This window comes from Sphingomonas sp. GW822-FHT03G08 (assembly GCF_058801135.1).
Genome location: NZ_JBXAMZ010000001.1, coordinates 2,301,713 through 2,318,740 on the forward strand (window position 1 = coordinate 2,301,713; position 17,028 = coordinate 2,318,740).

The 17,028-nt window shown below is 67.5% G+C and carries 17 protein-coding genes; 3 read left to right on the forward strand and 14 right to left on the reverse strand.

Going from position 1 to position 17,028, the window contains the following annotated elements:
- Nucleotides 1-28: 28 nt before the first annotated feature.
- From AC1RJ5_RS10490 to AC1RJ5_RS10545, 12 genes are all read right to left on the reverse strand, one after another.
- On the reverse strand, nt 29-382 hold the full coding sequence (locus AC1RJ5_RS10490) for a HesB/IscA family protein (RefSeq protein ID WP_184161162.1): 354 nt from the start codon (nt 380-382) through the stop codon (nt 29-31).
- A complete protein-coding gene (locus tag AC1RJ5_RS10495) occupies nt 382-858 on the reverse strand; it encodes an SUF system Fe-S cluster assembly protein (protein ID WP_493113204.1) in 477 nt (158 codons plus the stop codon). The genes AC1RJ5_RS10490 and AC1RJ5_RS10495 overlap by 1 nt, the downstream gene beginning before the upstream one ends.
- The gene (locus AC1RJ5_RS10500) at nt 855-2,066 is read right to left on the reverse strand and encodes a cysteine desulfurase (RefSeq protein ID WP_493113206.1); all 1,212 of its coding nucleotides are present in this window, start codon (nt 2,064-2,066) and stop codon (nt 855-857) included. The genes AC1RJ5_RS10495 and AC1RJ5_RS10500 overlap by 4 nt, the downstream gene beginning before the upstream one ends.
- Entirely contained in the window at nt 2,063-3,148 is a 1,086-nt protein-coding gene (locus AC1RJ5_RS10505; RefSeq protein ID WP_269573938.1) for a SufD family Fe-S cluster assembly protein, read from the reverse strand. Before AC1RJ5_RS10505 ends, AC1RJ5_RS10500 begins: the two co-directional genes overlap by 4 nt.
- Nucleotides 3,145-3,888, reverse strand: a complete 744-nt coding sequence (gene sufC / locus AC1RJ5_RS10510; RefSeq protein WP_269573937.1) for a Fe-S cluster assembly ATPase SufC — start codon at nt 3,886-3,888, stop codon at nt 3,145-3,147. Before sufC ends, AC1RJ5_RS10505 begins: the two co-directional genes overlap by 4 nt.
- 8 nt (nt 3,889-3,896) lie before the next feature.
- On the reverse strand, nt 3,897-4,271 hold the full coding sequence (locus AC1RJ5_RS10515) for a hypothetical protein (RefSeq protein WP_493113209.1): 375 nt from the start codon (nt 4,269-4,271) through the stop codon (nt 3,897-3,899).
- Nucleotides 4,271-4,585 (reverse strand): hypothetical protein, encoded by a 315-nt coding sequence (locus tag AC1RJ5_RS10520; RefSeq protein ID WP_269573935.1) that lies wholly within the window; start codon nt 4,583-4,585, stop codon nt 4,271-4,273. The genes AC1RJ5_RS10515 and AC1RJ5_RS10520 overlap by 1 nt, the downstream gene beginning before the upstream one ends.
- The gene (locus AC1RJ5_RS10525) at nt 4,582-5,154 is read right to left on the reverse strand and encodes a hypothetical protein (protein ID WP_269573934.1); all 573 of its coding nucleotides are present in this window, start codon (nt 5,152-5,154) and stop codon (nt 4,582-4,584) included. The genes AC1RJ5_RS10520 and AC1RJ5_RS10525 overlap by 4 nt, the downstream gene beginning before the upstream one ends.
- Nucleotides 5,142-5,342 (reverse strand): hypothetical protein, encoded by a 201-nt coding sequence (locus AC1RJ5_RS10530; RefSeq protein WP_269573933.1) that lies wholly within the window; start codon nt 5,340-5,342, stop codon nt 5,142-5,144. Before AC1RJ5_RS10530 ends, AC1RJ5_RS10525 begins: the two co-directional genes overlap by 13 nt.
- Nucleotides 5,342-6,805, reverse strand: coding sequence for a Fe-S cluster assembly protein SufB (gene sufB / locus AC1RJ5_RS10535; RefSeq protein WP_493113211.1), 1,464 nt, complete (start codon nt 6,803-6,805; stop codon nt 5,342-5,344). The genes AC1RJ5_RS10530 and sufB overlap by 1 nt, the downstream gene beginning before the upstream one ends.
- A 2-nt stretch (nt 6,806-6,807) precedes the next feature.
- On the reverse strand, nt 6,808-7,284 hold the full coding sequence (locus AC1RJ5_RS10540) for an SUF system Fe-S cluster assembly regulator (protein WP_493113213.1): 477 nt from the start codon (nt 7,282-7,284) through the stop codon (nt 6,808-6,810).
- 79 nt (nt 7,285-7,363) lie between these two features.
- On the reverse strand, nt 7,364-8,275 hold the full coding sequence (locus AC1RJ5_RS10545) for a helix-turn-helix domain-containing protein (protein ID WP_269573930.1): 912 nt from the start codon (nt 8,273-8,275) through the stop codon (nt 7,364-7,366).
- A gap of 270 nt (nt 8,276-8,545) precedes the next feature.
- Between AC1RJ5_RS10545 and AC1RJ5_RS10550 the strand changes: the two genes are divergently transcribed.
- Complete coding sequence (locus AC1RJ5_RS10550) at nt 8,546-9,520, forward strand: quinone-dependent dihydroorotate dehydrogenase (protein ID WP_269573929.1); 975 nt, start codon at nt 8,546-8,548, stop codon at nt 9,518-9,520.
- Here the strand turns inward: AC1RJ5_RS10550 and AC1RJ5_RS10555 are convergent.
- A complete protein-coding gene (locus tag AC1RJ5_RS10555) occupies nt 9,517-10,089 on the reverse strand; it encodes an HdeD family acid-resistance protein (RefSeq protein ID WP_269573928.1) in 573 nt (190 codons plus the stop codon). The two genes, AC1RJ5_RS10550 and AC1RJ5_RS10555, sit on opposite strands and share 4 nt — an antisense overlap.
- 129 nt (nt 10,090-10,218) lie before the next feature.
- Here AC1RJ5_RS10555 and ggt point away from each other — a divergent pair, with 129 nt between their 5' ends.
- Together ggt and AC1RJ5_RS10565 are read left to right on the forward strand one after the other, a co-directional pair.
- Nucleotides 10,219-11,937 (forward strand): gamma-glutamyltransferase, encoded by a 1,719-nt coding sequence (gene ggt, locus AC1RJ5_RS10560; RefSeq protein ID WP_269573927.1) that lies wholly within the window; start codon nt 10,219-10,221, stop codon nt 11,935-11,937.
- A gap of 42 nt (nt 11,938-11,979) precedes the next feature.
- On the forward strand, nt 11,980-13,797 hold the full coding sequence (locus AC1RJ5_RS10565) for an AMP-dependent synthetase/ligase (protein ID WP_493113217.1): 1,818 nt from the start codon (nt 11,980-11,982) through the stop codon (nt 13,795-13,797).
- Nucleotides 13,798-13,969: 172 nt separating this feature from the next.
- Here AC1RJ5_RS10565 and AC1RJ5_RS10570 read toward each other — a convergent pair whose 3' ends face one another.
- Nucleotides 13,970-16,864, reverse strand: a complete 2,895-nt coding sequence (locus AC1RJ5_RS10570; protein ID WP_493113219.1) for a M16 family metallopeptidase — start codon at nt 16,862-16,864, stop codon at nt 13,970-13,972.
- Between the last annotated feature and the right edge of the window lie 164 nt (nt 16,865-17,028).

Genomic DNA, 17,028 nt, shown 5'->3' on the forward strand with positions numbered 1-17,028 from the left:
CGGCTTTCGCCGGGGAATCGAGAAAGGCTTAAACGGTAAAGCTCTCGCCGCAGCCGCAGCTGCCCTTGGCATTCGGGTTCTGGAACACGAAGCCGGCGGTGAAGTCGTCTTCCTGCCAGTCCATCGTCGAGCCGATCAGGTAGAGGATCGAGCCGCTATCGACATAGAAAATGCCGCCGGGCGTCTCGATCTTCTCGTCGAACGGCTTGGCCTCGCTGACATAGTCGACCGAATAGGCCAGCCCCGAGCAGCCGCGCCGCGGAGTCGACAGCTTGACGCCTACCGTGCCCTCCGGCGCCTTGGCCATCAGGTCGGCGATACGCTGCTCGGCGGCCGGCGTCAGGATCAGCGCGGCAGGGCGGGTACGGGTGGCGGTGGTCATCACAGCATCCCCAGTTCGAGCTTGGCCTCGTCGCTCATCTTCTGCGGATCCCATGGCGGATCCCAGACTAGATTGACTTCGGCGTGGCCGATCCCCGCGACCGAACCGACGCGCAGCTCGACTTCGCCGGGCATCGATTCCGCCACCGGGCAATGCGGCGTGGTCAACGTCATCGTCACCGCGGCATGGCCGTCACTGGTGATTTCGACGCCGTAGATCAGGCCGAGATCATAGATGTTCACCGGGATCTCGGGATCATAGATCTCCTTGAGCGCGTCGATCACCGCTTCGTACAGCGCGCCGCCCGGCTCGGTGCCCGACAGCGCCTGCGGCTTCTGCGAGAGGAAACCGGCGAGATAATCGCGCTTGCGCTCGAACGTCTCACTCACGTCCTCAACCGCATCGTCCACGCGCGCCTTGGGGGGCGGGGCGACGGCGTCCACCTGCTCGACTTCAATCTTACGCTCTTCGTTCATCCGAAGATCCTTGTGACCCGTTCTATTCCAGCAACCAGCGCGGCGATGTCGTCCGCGCCGTTGTACACTCCGAAGCTCGCCCGCGCCGTGGCCGGCACGCCGAGCAAGTCCATCAGCGGCTGGGCGCAGTGGTGCCCGGCGCGGATCGCGACATTGGCTTCATCCAATATGGTGGCGACGTCGTGCGGGTGCACCCCCTCCACCGCGAAACTGACGATGCCGGCGCTGTCGGCCGGACCGAACAGCTTGACCGAATTGAGCTGCGACAGCGCCTCGCGCGCCTGCGTCACCAGCGCCGTCTCGTGCGCATGGATGCGCTCCAGCCCGATGCTATCCACGTAATCGATCGCCGCATGCAGCCCGACCACGCCGACGATATGCGGCGTCCCCGCCTCGAACCGTCCGGGCGGCGGGGCATAGGTCGTCTTCGCGAAGGTGACCCGGTCGATCATCGAGCCGCCACCCTGATAGGGCGGCATCGCGTCGAGCAGCGCGTAGCGGCCCCAGAGCACGCCGATGCCGGTCGGCCCGTAGAGCTTGTGGCCCGACATCACATAGAAGTCGCAGCCGATCTCGGCCACGTCGACGGGAATGCGCGGCACGGCCTGGCAGCCGTCGAGCAGCACCTTGGCGCCGACCCTGTGCGCCAGTTCGGTCGCGCGCTTGGCGTCGAGCACCGAGCCGAGCACGTTCGAGACATGGGCGAGCGCGACCAGCTTGTGGCGCTCGGTGAGCATGGCTTCCATCGCGTCGAGATCGATCCGCTGGTCGGCGGTGAGCGGCACCACGTCGATCTCGGCGCCGATGCGCTCGGCGACCATCTGCCAGGGCACGATGTTCGAATGATGCTCGAGCGCGGAAAGCAGGATGCGGTCGCCGGCCTTCAACTGGGTACCGGCCCAGCACTGCGCGACGAGGTTGATCCCCTCGGTCGCGCCGCGCACGAACACGACTTCGTTCTCGGCTCCACCCAGGAACTTCGCCACCCGCTTGCGCGCCGCCTCATAGGCCAGCGTCATATCCGCGGAGCGCTGGTAGACGCCGCGATGCACGGTGGCATAGGTCTCGCCATATGCGCGATTGATCGCGTCGAGCACCGGCTTGGGCTTCTGCGAGGTCGCGGCGGTATCGAGATAATGCCAGCCGGCCGGGATCGCCGGGAAATCGGCGAGCACATCGAGCGGGCGGGTGTCGGCAGTCACGGTCATAGCGCTGTGTCCAGCCAGCGGTCCGCATCGGCGGCAAAGGCTTCGCGCACCGCCTCCTCGCCGATCCGGGCGATCGCATCGCCGACAAAGGCGCGGGTGAGCAGCGCCTGGGCGCGGGCATGATCGATGCCGCGGCTCTGCAGGTAGAAGAGCGCCATCTTGTCGAGCTCGCCGACCGTCGCGCCGTGGGCGCACTTCACGTCGTCGGCGAAGATCTCGAGCTCGGGCTTGAGGTTCACCGTCGCCGAGCGCTGGAGCAGCAGGCCGCGCAGCGACTGCTCGCCATCGGTCTGCTGCGCACCGCGCGCCACTTCGACCCGGGCAGCCAGGCTGGCGGCCGACTTGTCCGCTGCCACCGCGCGCCACAGCTGGCGCGACGTGCCTTCGAGCGCGTCGTGGCGCACCACCACCGCGGCTTCCTGCTTCTGCGAACCCGAGGTAAGCAGCGCGCCGCCCATCTCGGCGAACCCGCCCTTGCCGTTGACCAGCAGCGAACCGTCGATCCGGCTGCCCATGCCGCCGGCGCCGAGGAACACCGAGACCAGGCTCGCCGCCTCGCCCACTTCGGCTTCCTCGCGCAGCGAGACGAAGCCGTCGGACTGCAGCAGCCGCACCGAGCGCATCAGCCGCGCGCCGGTCTCCAGGCACAGGGTGGTCAACCGGTTGGCCCAGCCCGACCCCGCATAGGTCTCGACCACGCTCGCCACCGCGTCGGCGCCGAGCATCAGGCGGGCGGGCACATGGCTCTCGCCGCCCGTGCCGATATGGACGATCTGCACAGTGAGCGCGGCATGCTCGGGACCGAGATGCAGCGACCAGCCCTCGCCATCGGTGAGGCTGCCAAGCGGATGGTCGGTCGTCGCCAGCTGCTGCGTCACCTGCACCGGGCCGGGCTGCGAATGCGCGGGCTCGAAGCGACCATCGACGAACAACAGGCGCGGCCCCTCGATGTCGAGGAACAGGCCGGCCGGATCGACGCCGGTCGCATGCTGCGGCGTCGCGGCCGCCGCCTTGAGCGCGCCCATGTCGGCCCAGCGCCATTCCTCCTGGCGCGGCGTGGGGAGTTCGAGCAGCGTGTTCACGCCGCCAGGATCCCATAGCCTTCGCGCTCCAGCTCGAGCGCGAGCTCCGGCCCGCCCGAACGGACGATGCGGCCATCGGCGAGGATGTGCACGAAATCGGGCTGCACATAGTCGAGCAGCCGCTGGTAGTGGGTGATCAGCAGCACCGCCTTGTCGGGCGCGCGCATGATCCGGTTGATCCCCTCGCCCACCGCACGCAGCGCGTCGATGTCGAGGCCCGAATCGGTCTCGTCGAGGATCGCCAGCTTGGGGCTGATGATGCCCATCTGGACCATCTCGTTGCGCTTCTTCTCGCCGCCCGAGAAGCCGACATTGACCGGGCGCTTGAGCATCTCGACGTCCATGCCGAGCGCGTCGGCCTGAGCACGGGCCAGCTTGAGGAACTCGCCGCCCGACAGCGGCGCCTCGCCCCGCGCGCGGCGCTGGCTGTTGAGCGCCTCGCGGACGAACTGCAGGTTGGAGATGCCGGGGATCTCGACCGGATACTGGAAGCCGAGGAACAGGCCGGCCGCGGCGCGCTCGTGCGGCGCCAGCTCGAGCAGGTCCTGCCCCTCGAAGATCGCGCTGCCGCCGGTCGGCTCATAGCCCGGGCGGCCGCCCAGCGTATAGCCGAGCGTCGACTTGCCCGCGCCGTTCGGGCCCATGATCGCATGGACTTCGCCCGCGTTCACTTCGAGGCTGAGCCCCTTGAGGATTTCCTTGCCGTCGATTTCGGCGCGGAGGTCGGTGATCTTCAACATGTCTTGCGTCAGTTCCCTTGGGTGGCGCGCGCATCGGCGAGCGCCGCAATCATCGCTTCGCGCTTGTCCGCGAAGCATTGGCCGAGTTCCTGGTTGAGCGCGTCGAGCCGGCGCTTGCGCTCGTCAGCCGCGAGCGCCTTGTCCTGGCTGGCATCGAAGCGCGGCTGCATCGCAGTGAAGCACTGCACGGTGGACTCGCAGCCGATCCGGTCGATCGCGGCATCGCCGGTCGACTTGCGGGTGCGGCAGCTTGCCCTGCCCTTCTTGAAATCGGCATGGCCGCGCCAGTCCTTGAGCTTGCGGCCGATCACGGTGATCTCGTCCGCCCGCGCATCCTGCACGAGCGTGGCGTCCTGGGCGGTGAGGAGAAGGGCGAGCGCCATCATCCGCGCTTCCCCGCGCGGACGCGGCGGCCGAAATCCTCGAGGATCGCCGGCTTGCGCGCCTCAATGCAGATACGCATCGCGTCCTGGCTGAGCGCGCCCTGCCTGGCGCACTTCGCCGCCGCCTTGCACAGCTGGCCATCGACCGACGCGCTACCGCTCGACTGGCTGAGGCTGCAGCCGAACTTGCCGTCGGCCTCGCGCATGACATTGACCGAGATGCCCTCGAGCCGCTTGCCGACCACAACGATCTCGTTCTCTGGCGATTCCGGCACGTCCTGCGCGACGAAGAGGAGGAGCAAAGCCGCGATCATGGCCGACGCTCCGACTTGTCGGTGTCGTCGCGCTGCTGGCTGTTGCCGGTGGTGAAGCGCACCACCGGGCCGTCCGACGCGGGATTGGTCGGCGGCGAGATCGGCTTCACGCGCTGGCGCTCGGTCTCGCGGGTCTCCTCGCCATTGGCGACAGGGCCAATCCCGTTGGTCGGGAACGCGACCTTGGGCTGGACGAGCTTGGGCAGCTCGAACAGCTGCTTGCCGGGGGCGCTGGTGGTCGTCGCGGCAGCAGGCGCCGGCGCGGCGATCGCGGCCTGCTCGAGCACGCTCAGCTCGCGGCAATCGGTCACTTCGTCGGCGGTCTTCGCATAGCAGACCGGCGTCGCCTGGCACGCCGTGGTGTCGCGCCGCTGGCTGCCGCTGGAAACCATCACCCGGCAATTGCGCAACTTGCCGTCCGCCCCCTTGTCGAACAGCATCGTGGTGCGGCCGAACGTGGCGCGCACGACGATCTGCGCCTCGTCCTCCACCGGCGCGCCGACCGCCTGGGTGGCGGGCACGTCCTGGGCGAGGAGAAGAAGGGCGGCGGCGAGGATCATGAAAGCCATCCGAACAGCAGGGCTATCAGAATGATGGCGACCGGGAGCCCGGCACCCAGCAGAAACTGGTAATAGCCGAACGGGTTGTCTGCCTTGGTAATGAGCGCCCCCCAATGCCAGGCGCGTTCAGTCTTCAGCGACCAGGCCATGATGCCTGCGCCAAACAACATGAACACCAGCCACGGCATAGCGGACATCACCCGACGCTGCCCTCCAGGCTGATTCCCAGCAGCTTCTGCGCCTCGACGGCGAATTCCATCGGCAGCTGCTGGAGCACTTCCTTGGCGAAGCCGTTGACGATCAGCGCCACCGCGGCTTCCTGGTCGAGCCCCCGCTGCATCGCGTAGAACATCTGGTCCTCGCTGATCTTCGAGGTGGTCGCCTCATGCTCGATCTGCGCGGTAGGGTTCTTCACTTCGATATACGGCACCGTATGCGCGCCACACTGGTCGCCGAGCAGCAGGCTGTCGCACTGCGTGAAGTTGCGGACATTCTCGGCGCCGGCATTGACCAGCACCTTGCCGCGATAGGTATTGTCCGAGCGCCCGGCCGAGATGCCCTTCGACACGATCGTCGAGCGGGTGTTCTTGCCGATGTGCAGCATCTTGGTGCCGGTATCGGCCTGCTGGCGGCCATTGGTGACCGCGACCGAGTAGAATTCGCCGACCGATCCGTCACCCTTGAGCACGCAGCTCGGATATTTCCAGGTGATCGCGCTGCCGGTCTCGACCTGGGTCCAGCTCACCTTCGAGTTCTTGCCCTCGCACAGCGCGCGCTTGGTGACGAAGTTGAAGATGCCGCCGACGCCGTTCTCGTCGCCCGGATACCAGTTCTGCACCGTCGAATATTTGATCTCGGCATCGTCGAGCGCAACCAGCTCGACCACGGCGGCGTGGAGCTGGTTCTCGTCGCGCATCGGGGCGGTGCAGCCCTCGAGATACGAGACGTACGCACCCTTGTCGGCGACGATCAGCGTGCGCTCGAACTGGCCGGTATTCTCGGCATTGATCCGGAAATAGGTGCTCAGTTCCATCGGGCAGCGCACGCCCTCGGGAATGTAGACGAAGGTGCCGTCGGAGAAGACCGCGGCGTTGAGCGCCGAGAAGAAATTGTCGCGCACCGGCACGACCTTGCCGAGCCACTTCTTCACCAGCTCGGGATATTCGCGGATCGCCTCGCTGATCGAGCGGAAGATCACGCCCGCCTCTTCCAACTCCTTGCGGAAGGTGGTGGCAACCGAGACGCTGTCGAACACCGCGTCGACCGCGATCTTGCGCGCGCCTTCCACGCCGGCGAGCACCTTCTGCTCTTCGATCGGAATGCCGAGCTTCTCATAGGTCCGCCGGATCTCGGGATCGAGATCGTCGAGGCTGTTGATCGTCTTCTTCTGCTTCGGCTCCGCGTAATAATACGCGTCCTGGTAGTCGATGTGCGGGATCTGCAGCTTCGCCCATTCCGGCAGGGTCATCTCCTGCCAGATGCGGAACGCCTTGAGCCGCCAGTCGAGCATCCACTCGGGCTCGCCCTTCTTGGCCGAGATATAGCGGACGGTGTCCTCGCTCAGCCCCTTGGGCGCGAACTCCTGTTCGACGTCCGAGGCGAAGCCCCATTCATACTTCTTGTTGGCGGCCGCCAGTGCTTCCGCGTTCTTCGTAGCCATGCTTACACCTGCTCCCCGGCCAGCGCCGGGGTCCGGATCGAGTCTGCCGGAGTGTGCGCCCCGGCATCTGCCGGCGCGCTGGAAATCTGGGCGAGGGAAATGCCCGCGAGCGCGCCCTTTACAGCACCGTTCACGACATTCCAGTGCGGCTTCACCTTGCAGCTGTCCTGCACGCAGCAATCCTGCTTGCCGGCATCAACGCAGCTGGTCAGCGCGATCGGACCTTCGACGGCCTCGACAATGTCGGCCAGGGTGATCGCCGCCGCCGGACGCGCCAGGCGGAAGCCGCCGCCGGTGCCGCGCGCGCTCTCGATCAGGCCCGCGCCAGAGAGCTTGCTCACCAGCTTCTGCACGGTGGGAAGCGGCAGCCCGGTATCCTCGGCGAGCAGGGTCGCGTTGAGCCGGCACGTCGCGCCGCAATGGCGCGCCGCGGCGGACATCATCACGACCGCATAGTCAGCGAGGCTCGACAGGCGCACTTGAATTCCCTTGCCGCCCCTTCGCGCAACCGCGCTCCGGGCTCAATCGGACAAATATGTTCCGATTGGCCAAATGGGCTCAGCGGCGGCGAAGGTCAACCGATTCGGGGATCACATCCGGCAGGAAATGGAAGGTTTCGTTGTCGAGCGTCACCGCCAGTATCGGATCGATAGCCGCGCGCAGCGACGTCGGCGTGTGCCCCGTGAACTGCCGGATCTCGTTGATCATGTGCGACTGGTCCGAGAAGGGCTCGACCACTTCGTCCACGCTCGCGCCCTGATAGATGCGCATCGCCGCGCCGATCGCGCGAAACTTGCGCTTCAGGTGCGCCGGGCTGCCGGCGAAATAGTCCTTGCACAGCCGCTGGACCTGGCGCTCGCCGATGTTCGAGCTCTTGCGGATCCGCGCATAGAGATCGTCGATCGTCGGATCCTTGGTCGCCGCCCATTCGCGCACCGCGCGCAGGAAGACGAGATGCGCCGCCGGCACCGGCTTCACTTCATGCTGGCGCATCTTGAGCAGCGGTTCGATCGCATCGATCATCTCGTCGAGCGTCTCCATCTTGTGGAGACGGTGCCAGAGCAGCCCCGCCTGCTCGCAGAAGAGCTTCTCGCCATCGACGATATGGTCGGCGACCTTGTAGGCCGGCAGGCCGATCAGCGCCTTCCAGCCGATCGCGCGCAGCGACACGCCGAAGCAGTGGAACGGCCCCTGCATGCGATAGGAGGCGGCGGCCGTGCCCGGGCCGTTGATCATCACCTTCTTGGTGCTCTCGCTATGCCCGTCGGGGAAGTGGACCGTGCCGCTCCCCTTGATGACGAAGCGGAGCTGGCCGAGATCGACGCGTTCGATCCCTTCCAGATCCGCGCCGTCATGGCGATAGAGATAGTAGGATTCCACGTGCGGGAGCAGCGCGCCCTCCGCCTTGCGGAATTCGATCTGAGGCCGCGGATCGCGGTCATTCTCAGCGGCCGGATGGGCCGGTTTCATCCTGGTTGCGCCCCGCATGTTATGCCCTGTTCATCCGAGTTTTCCCCTCCTCGGATTCCCTCTTTTGTGGGCCAAATATACCGCGTGGTCGCCAAATAGAAAAGTGGCCCGGTTAGCCGAAGCCAACCGGGCCAAAAGGAAAGGGTTCCCCCATTGAGCGGAAACCCCTCGGGTCGCAGTTCTCCTCTAGCCCGCCCCTCGGCCAGCGTATTGGAAGGAATCGACATACGCAGCTTTACGGAGGGAAAATCCGATGCGAAGGCCATGCCCATGACCTATGGCTTCCGCTCCGCGCTGTTCGCGCTCGATGCCGAGAAGGCGCACCGCGCCGCGATCCGCGCCCTCGCGCTCTGGGGATCGCTCGGCACGCCTTTTTCATCCGAAATGGTGCAATCGCCCATCCAATTGGGAGGATTGACCTTTCCGAACCGAATCGGGCTCGCGGCCGGGCTCGACAAGGATGCCGAGGCGATTCCGGGGCTGTTCGCGCTGGGCTTCGGCGCGGTCGAAGTCGGCACCCTCACCCCCCGCCCCCAGCCGGGCAATCCCAGGCCGCGGCTGTTCCGGCTGGTCGAGGACGAAGCGGTGATCAACCGCATGGGCTTCAACAATGGCGGGATCGACGCGGCGCTCGCGCGCATTGCGAAGCTCGGCCCGCGCAAGGGGCTGCTCGGCATCAATGTCGGCGCCAACAAGGACAGCGACGACCGCGTCGCCGACTATGCGCTCGGCGTCGGCAAGGCAGCGGCGCTCGCCGATTACATCACGATCAATGTCAGCTCGCCCAACACGCCGGGCCTGCGCGACCTGCAGAGCCGCCCGGCGCTCGACGAGCTGCTCGCCGCCAGCCATGCCGCGCGCGGCAAGACGCCGATCTTCCTCAAGGTCGCGCCCGATCTCGACCGCGCCGGGCTGGAGGGTGCGATCCAGGCGGCGGTCGACAATCATATCGATGCGCTGATCGTCTCGAACACCACCATCTCGCGCCCGCCGCTTCGCTCGGCCCATGGCGGGGAAGCGGGCGGCCTGTCGGGCAAGCCGCTCACCGAGCTCTCCCGCGCCAAGCTGGTCGAGGCACGGGAGATCGCCGGCGGCGCGCTGCCGCTGATCTCGGCGGGCGGGATCGACAGCCCGGACGAGGCCAAGCGCCGCGTCGATGCGGGGGCGACGCTCGTCCAGGTCTATTCGGCGCTGGTCTACAAGGGCCCCGGCCTGGCCCGGGCGATCGCGAAGGCGCTGGCCTAGCCGGCCAGCTTCTTCAGCCGCAGCGACAGCGCGACATAGGTCGCGCCGGCGAAGATCGACACCCAGGCGATCAGCCATACCAGACTGATCGCGCCCGCGACCGGCCAGGCCAGCAACGCGATGCCGAAGGCGATCGAGGCGAGGCCGGCGAGGATCAGGAAGATCTCGCCCTCGATCTCCTTGCGCAGCGCGATCGCGCCGGCGACTTCCATCACGCCGGTGACCAGCGCCCAGGCGGCGATGAGCAGGAGGAGCACCTGCACGGTAACCCCCGGCCAGATGAAGGTGAGCAGGCCGGCGGCGATGCCCGCCAGGCCGGTCAGCACCAGCCACCAGCGCGGCGTGTCGCCGCTGCGCATGCCCGACATCGCGGCGGCGAGCGCGAACGCGCCGTCGGTCAGCGCATAGGCGCCCCAGACGATCGCCAGGGTAAGCAGCGCCACCCCCGGCCACAGCAGCGCGAGGAAGCCGAAGGCGATGCCCGCCGCGCCGCGCAGGGTGAACAGCCACCAGCGCTTGGCGAGTGCGCGCAGGAGCGAGGGAGATGCGAATGTCGAGGCGGTGGTCATGCGAACCCTCCTGTTGACCGCGATACCCGGAGAGATTGCGCCCGGTTATACCCCCACGCAACCATCCGATCGTTTGCCCCTGGCCGTAGCGTCTTTGCGCTCCGGCCAAAGCCCGCTACGGCTAGGGTCATGAAGAAGCTGATCCTGCTGTTCGCGTTCCTTGCCGCGCCCGTCGCGGCTTCGGCCCAGGGTGTGGTGAGTGCGGCGGACCCCCGCGCGGCGGCCGCCGGCACCGAGATCCTCAACGCGGGCGGCAGCGCCACCGACGCGGCGATCGCGACGATGCTCGCGCTCAACGTGGTGGAGCCGCAGAGCGCCGGCATCGGCGGCGGCGCCTTCTTCCTCCAGTACAATGTGAAGACCGGCAAGATCCGCACGATCGACGGGCGCGAGGCAGCCCCCATGGCGGCGGACAATCGCTGGTTCTACGGCCCGGACGGCCAGCCGCTCGACCACCGCGCCGCGGTCCCCGGCGGGCGCAGCGTCGGCGTGCCCGGCACGCTGCGCGCCATGGCGCTGGCGCATGCCCGCGGCGGCAGGCTGCCCTGGGCCCGGCTGTTCCAGCCCGCGATCCGGCTCGCCCGCGACGGCTTCGACGTCTCGCCCCGCCTCAACAACGCCCTGCGCAGCTATGCCCCGCATGTCGATGTCGGCACCCGCGCCATCTATTACGGCGCCGACGGCAAGCCGATCGCCACCGGCACCCGCGTCACCAACCCGCAACAGGCCGCGCTGCTCGAGCGCGTCGCGAAGCTCGGCCCCGACAGCTTCTATGTCGGCCCCCAGGCCGAGAAGCTGGTCGCCACCGTCAACAACGCCGCGCGCAACCCGTCGAAGATGACGACCGGCGACCTCGCCGCCTATGCCGCCAAGGACCGCCCGGTGCTCTGCGGCACCTACCGCGCCTACAAGATCTGCTCGATGGGCCCGCCCTCCTCGGGCGGCGTCACCGTGCTGATGATCCTGGCGCAGCTCGAGCGCTTCGACATGGCGAAGCTCGGCAAGGACAATCCCGTCGCCTGGCACCTGTTCGCCGAGAGCTCGCGCCTCGCCTATGCCGACCGCGACATGTATGTCGGCGATCCGGACTATGTGCAGGTGCCGCTGGCCGGCCTGCTCAACCGCAAGTATCTCGCCGGCCGCTCGGCGCTGATCTCGCCCGACAAGAGCATGGCCGTGGTCGAGGCCGGCAAGCCCGTGGGCGCGCCGAAGCGGATCAAGGCGCAGAGCATGGAAGTGCACGGCACCACCTCGCTCTCCATCGTCGACAAGGCCGGCAATGTCACCCAGGTGACAACCACGATCGAGAGCCCGTTCGGCTCGGGCCTGTCGGTCGACGGCACGATGCTGAACAACGAGCTGACCGATTTCGACATCGTCCCCGAGAAGGACGGCTATCTCGTCGCCAACCGGGTCGAGGGCGGCAAGCGCCCGCGCAGCTCGATGGCGCCGACGATCGTCTATGGCCCGGATGGCAAGGTCCGCCTCGCGATCGGCGCGGCCGGCGGCTCGACGATCATCGCACAGGTGGCGAAGGGCATCATCGGCGTGGTCGACTGGAAGCTTTCGGCCCAGGACGCGATCGGCCTCGGCCTGCTCTATGCGCCGGGCATGATGGCGACTGCCGAGAAGGGCACCCAGCTTGACGCGATGGTCCCGGCGCTGCAGGCGTTGGGCGAGAAGGTGCAATCGGGCCCGCTCGGGCTCAAGATGAATGCGGTCGAGCGGGTGAAGGGCCGCTGGACCGGCGGCGCCGATCCGCGCAGCGAGGGCGTCGTGATGGACCAACAGGGCCACACGACCGTTATCACCCGCGTGGGCGCGCAGCCGAACCGGCCGTCGGAATAAGGCGGGACGCCCCGGAAAGGGGTGCCCGTATGGGGAGAGGGAATGCGTAGGCTCGAACGGTTTGAGAACCTGGTCCAGATGTTCTTCGCGCGCGCGCGGGAAAAGGGCGACGCGCCCTTCCTCTGGCACAAGGCGGGCGGGAAATGGCAGCCGACCAGCTGGGCGGAAGCCGCGCGGCAGGTGGCAAGCCTGTCGGCGGCGCTCACCGCGCTCGGCCTGAAGCGCGGCGACCGGGTGATGCTCGTCTCGGAGAACCGCCCGGAATTCTGCATCAGCGACCTGGCGATCATGGCCGCGGGCTGCGTGACGGTGCCGACCTACACGACCAACACCGAGCGCGACCACCAGCACATCATCGAGAACTCGGGCGCCTGCGCGATCATCGTCTCGAACGGCAAGCTGGCCAAGACGCTGCTGCCGGCGGCGATCCGCGCGTCCACCGCCCGGATGATCATCGGGCTGGAAGACCTGCGCGTCGGGCAGCAGAGCAGCCTGGAATTCCATGACTGGCGCGCGTTGATCGCGAAGCACGACACCGATCCGCGCGGCGTCTCGTGCAACTGGCGGCGCGAGGACCTGGCCTGCATCATCTACACCAGCGGCACCGGCGGCTCCCCGCGCGGCGTGATGCAGCACCACGGCGCGATCCTGTGCAACGTCGAGGGCTGCTGCACGATCATCTCCGAGGATTTCGGCTGGGAGGACGAAGTGTTCCTCAGCTTCCTGCCGCTCAGCCATGCCTATGAGCATACCGGCGGCCAGTTCTTCCCGATCGGGCTCGGCGCGCAGATCTATTATTCCGAAGGGCTGGAGAAGCTCGCCTCGAACATCGAGGAAGTGCGCCCGACGCTGATGGTCGTCGTCCCCCGCCTGTTCGAGGTGCTGCGCACCCGCATCGTCAAGCAGGTCGAGAAGCAGGGCAATTTCGCCAATTTCCTGCTCGACAAGGCGGTGGCGATCGGCGGACGCAGGGCGGCGGGCAATTCGGGGCTCCGCGACCTGCCGATGAACCTGCTGCTCGGCGCCACGCTCAAGCCCAAGCTCGCCAGGAAGTTCGGCGGGCGGATCAAGGCGATGGTCTCGGGCGGCGCGCCGCTCAATCCGGAAGTCGGCATCTTCTTCCAGAGCCTCGGCATCACCTTCCTCCAGGGCTATGGCCAGACCGAGGCCGCCCCTGTGATCTCGTGCAACCGGCCCAAGGCCGGGCTCAAGATGGACACGGTCGGCCCGCCCTTGCCCGATGTCGAGGTCCGCATCGCCGATGACGGCGAGATCCTGGTGCGCGGCGAGCTCGTGATGCACGGCTATTGGCGCAACGAGGAAGAGACCAGGCGCGTCCTCAAGGACGGCTGGCTCTATACCGGCGACATCGGCCATATCGACGAGAAGGGCCGCATCAAGATCACCGATCGCAAGAAGGACATCATCGTCAACGACAAGGGCGACAATGTCGCGCCCCAGAAGGTCGAGGGCATGCTGACGCTGCAGCCCGAGATCGTCCAGGCGATGATCGCCGGCGACAAGAAGCCCTATATGTCCGCGGTGATCGTCCCCGATCCCGAATGGACCGCCGAATGGTGCGCCCACACGGCGACCAAGTGCGACTTCAAGGAGCTGTCGCACGATCCCGACTACAAGGCGGCGCTCGGCGCGGCGGTGGAGCGGGTCAACAAGGACCTGTCGGTGATCGAGCGCGTCCGCAAGTTCATCGTCGCCGACGAACCCTTCACGATCGAGAACGAGCAGCTGACCCCCTCGCTCAAGATCCGCCGCCACATCCTGAAGGCGGTCTATGGCGACCGCCTCGACGCGCTCTACCGCACGAACACCCCGCCGATGGAAGATCCGAAGAAGGATTGATCGCCGCACGCGTCATCCCGGCGAAAGCCGGGATCTCGTGCGGCTCTTTCCCCGCGCCTTCGCCTGAGATCCCGGCTTTCGCCGGGATGACGATAGGAAACCGGGACGACGAAACGAAAAAGGCCGGGGCTTCCACCCCGGCCTTTCGCATTTCAGTCGGGCCGCCGGAGCCTCACTTCGCCTCCGGCACCACCTTCACCGTCCAGTCCTTGTCCGGGCGGAGATACTTCATCGCCAGGCCCTGCACATCGGCCGGGGACACTCGCGAATAGTCCTGGGCCAGCGTCTCGACCGCGGCGATGCGTGCCGGGTCATAGGTGCCGCCCTCGACCAGGCGCATCCAGAACATGTTGCCCGACGACATGCGCAGGATCTGCTGCTTGAGCGGCGTCAGCGCGCGGTTGAGCTCGTCGGCATCGACCGGCTTCGCGACGAGATCGGCCGCGATCTTGCGCGACAGCTCGAAGAAGAAGTCGACCTTGTCCGGCGGCACCATGCCGAGCGCCATGATCTTGCCGCCGGTCGACAGGCCGAGCGGCCACTGGCTCGCCACCTGCGGCGAGTAGCTGACGCCCGCCTGGCTGCGCAGCTGGTCGAGCAGCCGGTCGCGGAAGATCGCGGCGAGCACCTCGAGCTTGCGGCTCTCGGTGATGCCGCCATTGGCGGTGCCGCCGCCGGTCGGCCAGGCGATCACCGCCGCCGCCTGGTTGGGCTGGCCGGTATGGGTCAGCGTCACCGGGGTGGCGACATGCGCGGGGAACTCGAACGGCACGCGCGGCGCCATGCTGGCGACGCGCGGCTTGAGCGCGCCGAAGGTGGCGGCCACGGCCTTCACCGTCGCCTCGGCATCCATGTCGCCGAACACCTCGACTTCGATCGGGCCGGTCGCCAGCAACGGCTCCCAGAACTTGCGGAAGCTGGCCGGGGTGGTCGCCTCGATCACTGCCTTGGACGGCACGCCCCAGCGCGGATCGCCATTGTGGAGCAGCCGCTCGAGGTCGCGGCTCATCACCGCGTCCGGCGAGGCCGAGAGGCCGGCATAGCCCGACAGGATGCCCGCCTTGGCGCGGTTGACCGGGTTCGGATCCCAGGCCGGCGCGGACAGCTTGGTGGCGAGCAGCTTGAGCTGGTCGGACAGGTCGTCCTTGGTCGTCTGCGCGCGCAGGGTGAAGGCATCGTCGTCGATGTCGAAGTCGGCGCCGATCTGGCGGTTGCCCGTCAGATAGTCGAGCTCCTCCTGTCCGTATTTGCCGACGCCGCTGGCGACGAGCGCCGGCTCACCGGCCCAGGCCGGGGTCGCGCCCTTGTTGGGCAGGCTCGACAGGCCGCCGCCGAAGCGCACGTTCACATAGACCTTGCCGGTCTCCGACGGATCCTGGCGCATCAGCAGCGTGACGCCATTGGCAAAGGCGAGCTTCTCGATGCCGGTGCCCGGAAGGATCTGCTCGCGGCTGGCGACCTTGCCCGGCAGGCCAAGCTTGGGCAGCGCCGCGAAGCTGACATTGCCCAGCACCTTGCGCTTGCCGGCACCGGCGACATTGGCCTCGAGCGCCGAGGCCACCTTGGTGGTGATCGCCGGATCGGGCGCGTGCAGGTTCACGATCGCGCGGGTCGCGGTACCCTGGAACACCGTCTTCGACGAAGCGAGCACGGTGGCGGGGGTGAACATCTTGCCGTCCACCGCGCCCTTGAAGATCGCATAGGAGAATTCGGGGGTCGTCACCGTCTCGTTGATGTCGACCGCCTCGGCCAGGTCGTCGGCGAGCTTGGCGCCTGCATCCACCGGCGCGGTGTTGATCCGCTGCTGCATCGACGATGCGATCTCGGCGACTTCGCGGTCGATCTCGGCCTGGGTCGGCGCGGTCGCCTGGGCATCGGCGATCACCGCGCGCACGTCGCGCAGCGCGGCTTCCCAGTCGTCGCCGACCGGCAGCACCTGCACCGTGGTGATGTTGGCCGATCGCGCCAGGTCGCTCAGATCCGCGCCGGCGGCGATATAGGTGCCGCCCGAGCGGGCCCGGGTCTCGAGCCGGCGATTGATGATTCGGATCGCGACCAGGTCGATCATCCGCTTCTGGTTGAAGATCACCGTGTCGCCATCGACGGTCCAGGGGCGGACGATCGTGATCGTGGTGAGCACCGGCAACGCGGGCTCGACGATGCTGGCCGAGACCGGCTTACCAGCCACGGGCTTGCCGAAATCGGGACTCGGCACGGCCGGGCCGGTGCCCTTCCAGTCCGAGAAATGCTTGACGATCATCTGCTCGAGCAGCGCCGGATCAACATCGCCGATCGCGATGATCGTGGCGCGCTCGGGGCGGTACCAGCGGTCATGGAAGGCCTGGACGCTCGCCGGGGTGGCGCCGTTCAGCGTCTCCACCGTGCCGATCGGGTCGCGCTGGGCGAGCGGCTGGCCGGCGAACATCAGGTCCAGCATCGCGTCGCGCAGGCGCACCTGCGGGCCCGGCTGCTCGCGCTGCTCGGCCAGCACTACCGGGCGCTCCGAATTGAGGATCGGCTGGGTGATCTCGGGGCCGGACATCATGCCGGCAAGGATCTTGAAGCTCTCGTCGAGCCCGGCCGGCGTCGCCATCGGCAGGTCGAGCTTGTAGGTGGTGGCGGTGAAGGTGGTGCTCGCGTTCGAGTCCGAGCCGAAGGTCACGCCCAGCCGCTGCCAGATGCGCTTCGATTCGCCGTCGGGCACGTGCACCGAGCCGCGGAACGAGAGATGCTCGAGCAAGTGCGCGAAGCCCCGCTCGCTGTCCTGCTCCATCAGCGAGCCGACATCCATGCGGACGCGGACCGAGACCTGGCCCGGCGGCACGCCGTTCTTGCGCACCGCATAGCGCACGCCGTTGGAAAGCCGCCCGAACTTCCAGGCATCGTCATGGACGAGGTCGCTCTTTTCGTAGAGCCAGGGATCCTTGGCGGTCTGGACCGGCCGCCCCACCGTCTTGGTGTCGGGCACGCCCGGGGGGTTGGTATTCTGCTGGGCCTGGGCCGGCAGCACCGGGGCGAGCGAGGCGAGGGCGAGGAGCGCGAGAGGCGCACGCAGGAAAGAGTGCATAGCTGTCCATCTAGGAGCGAAGCGCCGGGCATGCCAGCGCGAACCTTGCTCCCAGATGTATGAAAAGCCGGCACGGCTACGTTACGAACCCGCCCCCATGCGCCGCGTCAGGGCCATGTTTTGGACCCATCGCCCGCCTAGAAAACAGCCTGTGGGCAAGTCCC

Bases quoted from the DNA above. Each gene is read 5' to 3' on its own strand.
- AC1RJ5_RS10490 (WP_184161162.1), bottom strand. From the start codon at position 382: ATGACCACCGCCACCCGTACCCGCCCTGCCGCGCTGATCCTGACGCCG.
- AC1RJ5_RS10495 (WP_493113204.1), bottom strand. From the start codon at position 858: ATGAACGAAGAGCGTAAGATTGAAGTCGAGCAGGTGGACGCCGTCGCC.
- AC1RJ5_RS10500 (WP_493113206.1), bottom strand. From the start codon at position 2,066: ATGACCGTGACTGCCGACACCCGCCCGCTCGATGTGCTCGCCGATTTC.
- sufC (WP_269573937.1), bottom strand. From the start codon at position 3,888: ATGTTGAAGATCACCGACCTCCGCGCCGAAATCGACGGCAAGGAAATC.
- AC1RJ5_RS10515 (WP_493113209.1), bottom strand. From the start codon at position 4,271: ATGGCGCTCGCCCTTCTCCTCACCGCCCAGGACGCCACGCTCGTGCAG.
- AC1RJ5_RS10520 (WP_269573935.1), bottom strand. From the start codon at position 4,585: ATGATCGCGGCTTTGCTCCTCCTCTTCGTCGCGCAGGACGTGCCGGAA.
- AC1RJ5_RS10525 (WP_269573934.1), bottom strand. From the start codon at position 5,154: ATGGCTTTCATGATCCTCGCCGCCGCCCTTCTTCTCCTCGCCCAGGAC.
- AC1RJ5_RS10530 (WP_269573933.1), bottom strand. From the start codon at position 5,342: ATGTCCGCTATGCCGTGGCTGGTGTTCATGTTGTTTGGCGCAGGCATC.
- sufB (WP_493113211.1), bottom strand. From the start codon at position 6,805: ATGGCTACGAAGAACGCGGAAGCACTGGCGGCCGCCAACAAGAAGTAT.
- AC1RJ5_RS10545 (WP_269573930.1), bottom strand. From the start codon at position 8,275: ATGAAACCGGCCCATCCGGCCGCTGAGAATGACCGCGATCCGCGGCCT.
- AC1RJ5_RS10550 (WP_269573929.1), top strand. From the start codon at position 8,546: ATGACCTATGGCTTCCGCTCCGCGCTGTTCGCGCTCGATGCCGAGAAG.
- AC1RJ5_RS10555 (WP_269573928.1), bottom strand. From the start codon at position 10,089: ATGACCACCGCCTCGACATTCGCATCTCCCTCGCTCCTGCGCGCACTC.
- ggt (WP_269573927.1), top strand. From the start codon at position 10,219: ATGAAGAAGCTGATCCTGCTGTTCGCGTTCCTTGCCGCGCCCGTCGCG.
- AC1RJ5_RS10565 (WP_493113217.1), top strand. From the start codon at position 11,980: ATGCGTAGGCTCGAACGGTTTGAGAACCTGGTCCAGATGTTCTTCGCG.
- AC1RJ5_RS10570 (WP_493113219.1), bottom strand. From the start codon at position 16,864: ATGCACTCTTTCCTGCGTGCGCCTCTCGCGCTCCTCGCCCTCGCCTCG.